The following is a 9,591-nucleotide window of genomic DNA, read 5'->3' as shown; positions in this document are numbered from 1 at the left end:
CCGTAGCGAGCGATTTGATATCGCTCGCGCATGCCCGAGATCTTCACCCATAAAGGCGTCACGTTCAGCGTGACCCGCAAATACGATGATCAGTTCGAGATTATCATCCTGTTGGATGATCAATCGATACGAAGCACCGTGCGCACGAGGTTGCTCGAATTGGCAAGGCGCCGCGCCGAGATGCTGATCAACCGCAAGCTGAAAGAGAGAATTCGGCGCGTGTAAGCCTGCCTCGGTCGACTCCTCCGCAGGCCCGCTCGGATGCCCCGCCGTGACTTTCGCCGGGCCGCTGGTGAGTTGGCCCGATCGAGCGGTGGATAACTCGGGCGCCTGCGATTGCTGCCCTAACCGCCCCGCATCTCGTGCTCATCCTGATACCGGGACGGGGCCGCGTGGGGGCAACTGCGGTCTCGTGTCAGAGAGGAGCCGCCTAGCCCCAGCCCCGTGGGCGGCTCCTCTTCTCTTCCAGGAATCGGAAAGGCCGCCGGTTTGATCCGCGCGGCCTCTCGTCCGGGAAATGAAATGATTTCGAGATGAAAGCCCCTTACCCCCGGAAGGCTCATTGAGCATGTGCGAATGCTCGCGCTTTTGAAAGAATGAAGTTGTGTTCCAAGATCGATTGGCAACCGCGCGTTGCATGCAAGGCACTGCTGTGAAGCACCCCCGTGCACCGGCGCGATCACTGGACACCGCGGTCACCCCAAAAGGTACGGCCCCAGTCTTTGGGGACCGAGGCCGCGCGCTTGGAGTGTCGGGGTTGGGGGCACTAACACTCCGCGCTCGTTAAAATCGAAAATCCCACGCGCCAGTGTGAACCACTTCACATCTGCTTGGCACCGCATCTGCTAATTTCATATCGCTGGGATTTCAGGGACCCAGTCTGAAATAGACGCCGCCGGGACAATGCATTTCGAGCCCGGCGGCGTAGCTTTTTGGGACTATCGGGACAGGCGGCGGGCATGTGTCGCCAGCCGTTGCCGGTTACGCTTCCGGTGCGATCGTCGACGGTCCTTCATTGATCGCGCTCCGGGTATTTCTTGGAAATGGGTCCCGCGCCTTCGAGCAGCCATGCGAGGCTCACACTGTGCTTAACGGCAATCCTTGCTCGCAATAGCTGTGCTGGTCGCCATGATCGGACTTGGGGCGCTCGTCGTTTACGAGTATGTGCCCCACTAGGTTTAAGCCTGCGGAAACCGAGGCTTAACCGATATTCCCGGTAGGACTACGGAACTTCGTTAATCCCCAATCTGCTATAGTTGCCCACCGATTCTGGTCGGCGAAACTGAGTGTTGAATGGCGAAGTCTTCAAAGCTCATAGCGGTAAAGCGCGGCAAGGTCCTCTTGGTACGACGGAAGAGCGACCGGCTTTGGATGTTTCCCGGCGGTCGCAAGCAGCCACGCGAGACTGAGAAAGACTGCCTACGCAGAGAAATCAAAGAAGAGCTACCCAAGCTCAAGCTCGGGCGCGTCCGCCTCTGGAAGGAAGTAAAATCAAAGAACCGCCGCTCAGGCAGAAAGATGAGCGACGCGATCTTTGTCGCCAGAAAAGCATCCGGTCCCCTGACCATTGGCGACAAGAAGGAGATCGACAAAGCGATCTGGCGCAAGCCGCGTGGCATTCGGCTCACGCCAACGTCTCGATACGTGAGAGACAAGCTTTTCCCGAAATAGCAACGCCGCCTCAGTTGGCGGCTCCTTCATTTCCCCCGAATGCCAAGACGCAGGCAAAGGCGGGCAAGCTTCGCGATCATAACCAAGTTACTGCTTTTGAGAGTCGCGGCGACGCTTTGAAGGAACTTTGAGAATTACGTCGCCTTCCGAACATAGCGCGCGTCGGGTAGACGATCTCCGGCGGCCTTTATCGGACTGCGGCCATGTCGAAACGCCAGCCAACCTCCCACAACGAGCTCGGTCCGTCTGGCATTCGCTATCTGGAGGTCTCCTCGCCGCGTCCCGCCTGTCCGAAATGCCGAATGAAGCTGATGACAACGACGCCGAACAAGATGCGCGAGTGCCTGCGGTGCGGTTATGTAGAACCAGCCGAGTAGGGCCGCCTCAGTTGGGGGCTGGCTTTTTACCGAGGGGCAATGCACTTTCCCCAAATACGATACGTGGCGACGTCATGATCTCCTAGAGCGCCCGTCTCACCAAGTGTTTTCCCGGCCGCTTCGCACTGTTCCTTCGAGTTGAACCGGAACGTTGTCACGTTGGAGCTGGAAGCTCCAGCCGCGCTCGTGAGCATTGTAAATAAGACAAGGGTCCACAAAATATCCTCCTTGCTCAATTTTGAGCCGCCTCAGTTGGCGGCCTCTTTCATTGCCCCGCTAGATCACCTGATAGTCGCCCGCGTAGCGGATGCCGTCGATCACGGTCGCCCCCATTGGCTAGCTGGGTGGCTGTAATTCCCTAGAGGCGACCCAATTGTCCGTTCTGGCATAGGATCGGAATAGCCGGACCTTCTCAATTAAAGCATCCCGCTCAGTGCCAGGCTGCATCGCGTCAGCCTGCCGTGAGCACTCTTCGGCCATACGCGCATAGTCGGCTGGCTTCATATTGTCCCCCTGAGTCTGTCGCTAAGAAAGTCTAGGCTGGAAATCGGGGCGGAACTTTGCCGAAATAAAGCCGGAGGTTGAGCCTTGGCCGGGTCTCTGCTTTTGGCCTGATCAGCTTGGGCCGATCACCTTGGCTATCGTCGAGATGGCCTTGGGGCTAGTGCTAGGCGGCATTTATCGTCCGTCATCGCGCTCAGGGCTATCCACACAATTCCGATAAAACCACCGACATTAAACCTAATAAGAAAGCCTAATCAGGGGGTTTCCTTCCGGCGAACCATTCTTGCGATATATCGTCATCTCCCTGGTCACGAGGTGATCCATGCGAGATAAAATAAAGGACGTTCCCCAGCGAGAGACAGCACGGACTTTTCAGCGCGCCGGTAGATCGAGCGTAGCAACGGAATACGAAAAAGCTCAGGATGCGTTCCGGAAAAATTACGAGCGATTGAAGGCTGAGCGGTTGGCTCGGGAAGCGGCGAAGCCCGACGACAAAGAGCGGCAATGATCCTGCAAGAAACGCGGTTTGAACTCGATTTCGGCATCCCCACACGCTAACCATGACCCAATGGAAACAGCCCCGGGTCCCGCGCTGAGACCGGGAAGGAAACGAAGCCCGACCAATCGCTGCCTGGTTGTCCTGCGCGCCCGCGAGGCATTGCCGGTGCGTTGATTCCGGTTGGCCGGCATAGAGCTACCCGACGCGGCAGGCCATCAGGCGGCCCGCTCTCGGCCTTTGGCGCGGAAAATTTCCGCGAACAACGATGGCACTGCGCCGACCTCGCACCCGCTGACAAGGTACGGGATCAGCGCCATCCGCAGCCGTGCCTCGGCGACCGCATAACTCATGAAGCCCTCACCGCGCCCCCTCGCCGCCAAACGCGCCGCCTTGTAGGATTTGGTGAATTCGCGCATTGCGCCTCGCGCCCGGAGGCTCTCGACAAACTGATCGAGCCGGTGGGCTGCGACGTCCGCCCGCGAGATCGCGGTGTCGTGCGCGGTCAGCGTCACCCGATGGTGCGCCGCCGCTTCGCGGAGCGCGGAGATCGCAGCATCGGCGTCAGGGTTGTCGCCAGCGATGGCGCGCGCCTTCACCGCGACCTTGCGTGCCTGATCCTGCCGCAGCCTCGGATTTGTTCCCGTCTTGAGGATTTTTCTCCATTTTAAGTGACTTGGTGGTCACGTTGCCGCGAATTCCCCCCGTCTTGGAACTGTACGCGTCCACATCTGTTGACAGACCGTCAACCTATAATATTTATAGGTCTCATGGATGAGCCGAATAAGCCGAAAAAGGGGAAAGCGAAGGCTGCCAAGCCCGGCCGCCCCGCCGAGGTCGTTCAGCTCAAGCGCGATTTTCCGCCCGCGCAACAGCCGGATAGTCTCAACGATGCCGACGCGATCAGGCTGGTCCGGATGATTGCCGCCGACAGCAACAACATCGTCATGATCGCGCATGCAAGGAAACGAAAGGCTCAGAGGTCAATCACGCGGGTGCAGATCGAGCGGTGCGTACGGCTTGGAATTATTACGGAAGGTCCATTCATCAATGGGCACGGCAACTGGCAAATGAACCTGACGGGGCGGTGGCGATTGAGTGGGCCACGCACATTATCGTCATCACGACTTTCTAACAGAGGGAGCGATCCATGACCTATCACTACACGGAAAGCGGCCTCGACAACGTGTACCTTCTCGACGGCTACACCATCCACAAGACAGCTTACGGCAAGGCTGTGTCGATCCAGAACACGGACGGGCTGCACAAGGCAATCGGCAAGTGGCTGATCGCACAGCCGCGACCGCTCAACGGCGCAGAACTTCGCTTCATCCGTACCGAGATGGAGCTGACTCAGCGTGCGCTCGCCGGCATCATCGGAGCGGAAGAGCAGACGCTACGGCTGTGGGAAAAGAAACGCGACAAGTTCATGCCGCCTACCGCAGAGAGGCTGCTGCGCGCACTCTATTCTGAAGCCTTGGGCAACAATGTTCACATCAAGCGGATGCTGGAGAAACTGGCCGACCTTGATCGTGTCGAGGGCGGCAAAGGGTGCTTCACCAAGAAGAACGGATGGAAGCCGCTCAACGCACCTGATCTGGAGCGGAAGCACGGCTGACGATTTCGACTCCAGCGCGTTCCAGTTGCCGGCGATCCGGAGAGTTGCGAAATTGACGGTCAAGCCAAATTGCTGGATTTGCGGCGCGCCGGCAAACGGCGCGGAGCATCGAATCAAGAGGTCCGATCTCACCCGAGCCTATGGAAACCGGGACCGGTGGGGAAAGATACCCCAGATCATTCCCGCTATTGCCAGCACGACAGCGGCACGGAAGCTCAGTGCGGAAGCCTTCATTTGATGCCCTCCCCCAGATCGACGCCAAGTTGAGCTTATTAGGTAGGCTGCGGCAAGCAATCCCGAGCATGAATCGAAAGGGGCCGCTCACGCCGCGGCCCCTTACCGGGAAAATTCTCGAAAATATGATCGGGATGAAATGTCCAGCCCCGGCAACGATCAGACTAGAGTTTTCCACAGCCGATGTGGATTCCGGAAGAACACGGTGTTCCGCCGCCGGAACCAATCCTGCCAGTCTCCATGTGATCGGAGGAACGCGCTCAAGTCCTTCGGCGTTTTCGTATCTGGGCAGGCCAGTCATGGGAGCCAGACCATGCAGCGCCGTCGCTTCAAATATCTGCTGTCATTCCTCGATCGTCTTGTAGCCAAGCGTCTTCGAGAGAAAGTGGAGAACCTGCCGCCCGGCGAAGAGCGTGATACCCTGCTCAGGATGGCCCGAAGGAAGGCCCGGCGGGCGGACGAGCTTTCCCACAAAAACAAATGGCTTACGTCACAAGAATAGCAGCCACCAAAGTAGTTTTGGGCTTCAAGGCAGTAAAATCAGCCGGGCATGAACTGGCTGGCTGTTCGATCGATGCCCGACACCGGGGCCATCTCAGTTTAGGCGGGTAACTTGGAAGGGTCGTTTCGCTTCCCAGCAGTCGGGGACGCAGCAAAGTGACCGCCGCCTATCGAGTTTGAGGAAGTATGAAAAATCAACAACCTCGCTCGCGTGTCGATTGTGAATGGAGCGATGGCATTGACGACGGGGAAGGCTAGTAGCATCTCACCTGTAGGTGAAACCCCGGCCCACACATTGCGGACAGTATGCTGTCCAATCTGCACCTCCCTGATGAGAAGAGTTGGCAGGGAGCGGATCGTGCCATCCGCCATCTTGAAACGAGCAGCTTCCTGTCGAACCCCATACCCATCGCGTACAATTCTAGCCGCGATGGCCTCTGATACCAGGCACGTTGTTGCGCCAGTATCCAACAGCATCCTAAGCGGTTGGACGCCCAACACCACATCGATCATCGCCGACGCGCCATTGTTGGTTGGGTAGATCGGCACGCTGTCCACCACCGGAGCCGGTTGGGTAATTGCGGCGATAGCAGGTGCGGCGATTTTAGGCGCCGCGACGGTGGGTGTAGCGACAGGGGTTGAGACAGCCTCGAGCAACGAATGCAACTGGGTTCTGTTGGCGACGTAAAGCACCGCGGCTAAGACGGCTGATATCATGGAGAGGCGATAGAGGAAGGCGTCGGTCACAGGCGGCCGTTCGCTCCCGGTGCGCTGTCTGAGGACACTGCGCACCAGGAAGAAGAAAATTGCCAGCGCCAGAAAGACGACGCTGTAAGTATCCATTTTGACCATTATCCGCCTAGTGTACGCCCTCCCCTTAGCCTCCGTCGATTGCCTTTTATACGCGCCGACCCGGAAAAGCTCGCCGGGCGTGAACCGGCGGGCTGTTGGCTGAAACCTGATATCAGGCCGCGGTCTTTGGCCCGAGATCACAGGCGGCCCGGATCGCCTTTGCGTGGTCGATCATATGCCACACCGTCAGGCGAACGCCGTCAGGCACTTCTCTGAGGTCCGAACTGGCCAAAAGCGAAACCAACATCAACCCGTAATCGACGATCGCTTGCGCTTTATCGTGGACGTCAATCCTGCTGACCTTCATGACGCCACCGGGCTTGTCGCCGCAACGCAGGATCATGGAGCACGCCCGAGCATTTGAGCCGACGGGTACGCTTAGAATTTACGCCCGGAGGATTCCATTTTTTTGCATTCCCCGCTGGTTGCAAGGGATTTCCCTTCCGACGACAGGGTTTTGGTAGCTTTGCCTGACTGTCGGGAAATAGTGATCGAAAGCGAAACTACGTGATCCTTTCCACCGACAGTAATGTTTGCCGGGCCATCGAAGGAGAAGGAATCTTCGTTCACTCTCCAACCTCTTGCTGGATCGACGTAGTACTGCAGGGTCGACGCGGCCATATTCCAATCATCAGTCGAAGCGGGTTGAAAATCGCACTCCAATGATGCGACCGGCGTTTGCGCGTGACCTTCCAGGGTTAGCGCTCCCAAGGCCAGAAGCGATAGAAATCCATTTCGTATGACTTGCACGTAAAAACTCCTCGAAGCGCTTATCGCATATCGACTGACGATCTCGCCAATCCCGCATTTTAGTTTCGTGACAGGATTGATGCCATCGCCAATGTTCGTCCGAAATTCCCGTGTTTCTACGGTGACCGTGATTCGCAATTGATGCCGCGCGCTACCACCTTTGCGTCACGAGTTGACCTTCCCGCTATATCTGCTGGCTGGCTGGGAATGGCAATTGCCATGGGCATTTGTCGATTTACAATGTGCCAGTCGTGATGATTGCCGACCCAATCCCACACCCCGACCATGCGGATGGCGCGATGAGGGACCGCCGCTCTCACCCCGCACGGAGCGACGGTCCCGCCCAATCGTGGAGGCGGCCGCCAGCCCGTCCTTATGGCGCAAACGCCACAGGCCAATAGAACTAGGCTGCTCTGAGGCGTCGCGCACTCGTCTTTGTAACTCGGACGGTCGTCGCTTCATCGCATGCCGGACAAGCTATCCAACTCTCGTCCATTGTCGCCGTCTTTGGACTGTCGAATATGACGAAGTCTGCGGCTTCGCAAAACGGGCAGCGGATCAGCTTGCCCGTTTCAATCTCCTGGCGATCCACTTTAATTGCCCGATGGGGTGCGTCTGAGATTTGGTCGCCACGGCAAACTCGCTGCGTTGGAAACTCATACAGGATAAGCGCGACAGGAGATTTAATCATTCACGGAGAACTACGGGTTCAATCGTGCTCTGGATGAGAATCTGGCCCGACTGACGTCCGACAACACAACGCCGTCCGCTCGAAACGATCGCGGACGGCGTTGGTTCTAGCCCCGGGAAGGATGATGCAAAATCCCGATTAATTTAAGTCGCACGAAGCGCGCAAAGGTTCATGGCCCAAATGAACCAAACCACAAATAAAACCCCCGTCCGGGGGCTGAGCGCGGACGGGGGCCTTGGCTGAGATAAAAGTCTCTAACCAAATGGGCGCTCCCCGGCAGCGGATGGTGCGAGCGCCACGCGGAAACGTAACAGTCAGTTCGCCGATGGAAAGCGAATTCGACCGCTGCAACGCACACCGCCGCGCTAAATCTCCTCCAACACCACCTGTTCAAGCTCCAGCGCTGCAACGCACACAAGGAAGAATCTCGCGGAAAATGTCTCGCGTTGAGGCAATGGCTGAGGAAGTGAAGGGCCGTGTTGTCGGGGCGACGGCGGCATGTCGATCCGCGGGTCACCCTATGCCATTTGCGGGATAACGCTGGCAATGGCTCCTTGGGAGTGGACTCGAACCACCGACCTAACGATTAACAATCGTTCGCTCTACCAACTGAGCTACCAAGGAACATTTTGCAACGACCAACCATACTTCAGAATGGCTCAGGTTTCGGTAGATTCGTTTGTTAACTTTGTGACTTGGGTTAATTGATCTGCCGCCACGAAGCGGAACTATTCGACGTTTGTGAGCGGTTCTTTGCACAACGTGAGAACGCGCGCGGATGATTTCTATCTCCTTCTGCTGCCTCCGTCAGACTGGCCGTGATCGCCTTGCGCTGAAAACGCCCACTGCTGCTGGGCTCTGACGCGAGTTTTAGGCGCTGCGCTATTGCCTGCTGCGCTTGTTCTTTCGAGTCGATTGCGGTGTTGAAGCGCTCCCGGACGCTGTTGCAGGGACGCTCTGGGCATTTGTTGAGACCAGAGAATCTACCCGCGCACTCAGTGAGCCCAATTGATCCGACAACGGCTTGCGATCGCCCTGGTCTGCAGAATATTTGCGCTGCAGGTCATTCATTTGACCGGCAAGTCTCTGCTGGCCAGATTGGACGTCCTGCACGGCTTGCTGGAGCCCAAGCAAAGTCTGCGTCATCTGCTCGACGGCGGTGTCTTGGGCTGACGATATCTCCGTCTTTTGCTGCGGAGCCTCTGATTGGGTTGCGGTGTCGTGAACTGTCCAAAAAACAGCACCGCCCGCCAGAAAGATGACAAGCGCCACTATCACCCATGGACCCAATCTATTGCCAGAATGCGCAGCGACGTGGTCTGGCGAACTATCGATCATGATGGCTAGACTAGCTTTCAAGTTGGGGTGGCACCGATTGATCGGAGGGACCGCGCTTCGTTCCGTGTCGCTCGTTGGCCGGGGCCCGCCGGGGTTGAGCCGGCGGGCCGTCGTTCGATTGCGGATAGTTGCTCGGATGGCTACTTGGACTTCGTACCGGTGCTGGATCCGGTTGTTTGACCGGGCGCATAGCCAGACGCACCGGGGCTCCCATTCTTGGAGCCCTTTGCTTGCATCTCCTGTCCCGGAGCGTACCCGGACGCGCCCGGGCTGCCCTTCTTAGAACCCTTCTCCTGCATCTCGTGGCCGGGCGTCTTGCTCGATGTCCCTTGCGCAAATGCGGCGGGAGCGGAAACCAGGATAGCCGCGGCAGAAAGCGTGATGATTGCGAGTCTCATATTAGTCCTCCTTGGATGAACCCTTCCAACCAACCAGTTGAAACAACGGCCGTTCCATGAACGTGCGTTCATCGGGACAAGCAGTCAGGCCCACAAGAAGTCCGGCCGTCATATCCACACGGCGCCGCGTCGCCTTCACCGTCTTCGTAGTTCCGCTCGCG

General features: G+C 57.8%; 10 protein-coding genes and 1 tRNA gene. 6 read left to right on the top strand and 5 right to left on the bottom strand.

Features of this window, described 5'->3' with window-relative positions; translation table 11 throughout:
• Positions 1 to 30 precede the first annotated feature (30 nt).
• Both UP10_RS18740 and UP10_RS18735 read left to right on the top strand, forming a co-directional pair.
• The gene (locus tag UP10_RS18740; RefSeq protein WP_044588241.1) at positions 31 to 225 is read left to right on the top strand and encodes a hypothetical protein; all 195 of its coding nucleotides are present in this window, start codon (positions 31 to 33) and stop codon (positions 223 to 225) included.
• Positions 226 to 1,293: 1,068 nt separating this feature from the next.
• The gene (locus UP10_RS18735; protein WP_044588750.1) at positions 1,294 to 1,671 is read left to right on the top strand and encodes an NUDIX hydrolase; all 378 of its coding nucleotides are present in this window, start codon (positions 1,294 to 1,296) and stop codon (positions 1,669 to 1,671) included.
• Between the two features lie 1,595 nt (positions 1,672 to 3,266).
• Here UP10_RS18735 and UP10_RS18730 read toward each other — a convergent pair.
• Entirely contained in the window at positions 3,267 to 3,647 is a 381-nt protein-coding gene (locus tag UP10_RS18730; RefSeq protein WP_044588749.1) for a hypothetical protein, read from the bottom strand.
• Between the two features lie 171 nt (positions 3,648 to 3,818).
• Here UP10_RS18730 and UP10_RS44400 point away from each other — a divergent pair, with 171 nt between their 5' ends.
• The 3 genes from UP10_RS44400 to UP10_RS43150 all read left to right on the top strand — a co-directional run bounded on the left by UP10_RS44400 (position 3,819) and on the right by UP10_RS43150 (position 5,402).
• Entirely contained in the window at positions 3,819 to 4,202 is a 384-nt protein-coding gene (locus tag UP10_RS44400; RefSeq protein WP_156180137.1) for a hypothetical protein, read from the top strand.
• Positions 4,199 to 4,666: a helix-turn-helix domain-containing protein gene (locus UP10_RS18720; RefSeq protein ID WP_044588747.1), complete on the top strand. Its 468-nt coding sequence runs from the start codon at positions 4,199 to 4,201 to the stop codon at positions 4,664 to 4,666. Before UP10_RS44400 ends, UP10_RS18720 begins: the two co-directional genes overlap by 4 nt.
• A 547-nt stretch (positions 4,667 to 5,213) precedes the next feature.
• Positions 5,214 to 5,402: a hypothetical protein gene (locus UP10_RS43150; RefSeq protein ID WP_082077175.1), complete on the top strand. Its 189-nt coding sequence runs from the start codon at positions 5,214 to 5,216 to the stop codon at positions 5,400 to 5,402.
• Between the two features lie 98 nt (positions 5,403 to 5,500).
• Here the strand turns inward: UP10_RS43150 and UP10_RS45330 are convergent, their stop codons facing one another.
• The 4 genes from UP10_RS45330 to UP10_RS18705 form a co-directional block, all read right to left on the bottom strand.
• The gene (locus tag UP10_RS45330) at positions 5,501 to 6,244 is read right to left on the bottom strand and encodes a retropepsin-like aspartic protease (RefSeq protein ID WP_197086852.1); all 744 of its coding nucleotides are present in this window, start codon (positions 6,242 to 6,244) and stop codon (positions 5,501 to 5,503) included.
• Between the two features lie 121 nt (positions 6,245 to 6,365).
• Positions 6,366 to 6,596 carry a hypothetical protein gene (locus tag UP10_RS18710; RefSeq protein WP_044588745.1) on the bottom strand — a complete coding sequence of 77 codons (231 nt, stop codon included), beginning with the start codon at positions 6,594 to 6,596 and terminating at the stop codon, positions 6,366 to 6,368.
• 35 nt (positions 6,597 to 6,631) lie between these two features.
• On the bottom strand, positions 6,632 to 7,003 hold the full coding sequence (locus UP10_RS44390; RefSeq protein ID WP_156180135.1) for a hypothetical protein: 372 nt from the start codon (positions 7,001 to 7,003) through the stop codon (positions 6,632 to 6,634).
• A 1,238-nt stretch (positions 7,004 to 8,241) separates the two neighbouring features.
• Positions 8,242 to 8,318, bottom strand: a tRNA-Asn gene (locus UP10_RS18705).
• Between the two features lie 384 nt (positions 8,319 to 8,702).
• On the opposite strand from UP10_RS18705, the gene UP10_RS44385 reads away from it, so the two are divergent.
• The gene (locus tag UP10_RS44385; protein WP_156180133.1) at positions 8,703 to 8,867 is read left to right on the top strand and encodes a hypothetical protein; all 165 of its coding nucleotides are present in this window, start codon (positions 8,703 to 8,705) and stop codon (positions 8,865 to 8,867) included.
• Positions 8,868 to 9,591 lie beyond the last annotated feature (724 nt).

The organism is Bradyrhizobium sp. LTSPM299 (genome assembly GCF_000938235.1).
Taxonomy (GTDB): domain Bacteria; phylum Pseudomonadota; class Alphaproteobacteria; order Rhizobiales; family Xanthobacteraceae; genus Bradyrhizobium.
Note: the sequence above shows the minus strand (reverse complement) of the source record. Positions and strands in the feature narration are given on the sequence as shown.

Bases quoted from the DNA above. Each gene is read 5' to 3' on its own strand.
- UP10_RS18740 (WP_044588241.1), top strand. From the start codon at position 31: ATGCCCGAGATCTTCACCCATAAAGGCGTCACGTTCAGCGTGACCCGC.
- UP10_RS18735 (WP_044588750.1), top strand. From the start codon at position 1,294: ATGGCGAAGTCTTCAAAGCTCATAGCGGTAAAGCGCGGCAAGGTCCTC.
- UP10_RS44400 (WP_156180137.1), top strand. From the start codon at position 3,819: ATGGATGAGCCGAATAAGCCGAAAAAGGGGAAAGCGAAGGCTGCCAAG.
- UP10_RS18720 (WP_044588747.1), top strand. From the start codon at position 4,199: ATGACCTATCACTACACGGAAAGCGGCCTCGACAACGTGTACCTTCTC.
- UP10_RS43150 (WP_082077175.1), top strand. From the start codon at position 5,214: ATGCAGCGCCGTCGCTTCAAATATCTGCTGTCATTCCTCGATCGTCTT.
- UP10_RS45330 (WP_197086852.1), bottom strand. From the start codon at position 6,244: ATGGATACTTACAGCGTCGTCTTTCTGGCGCTGGCAATTTTCTTCTTC.
- UP10_RS18710 (WP_044588745.1), bottom strand. From the start codon at position 6,596: ATGATCCTGCGTTGCGGCGACAAGCCCGGTGGCGTCATGAAGGTCAGC.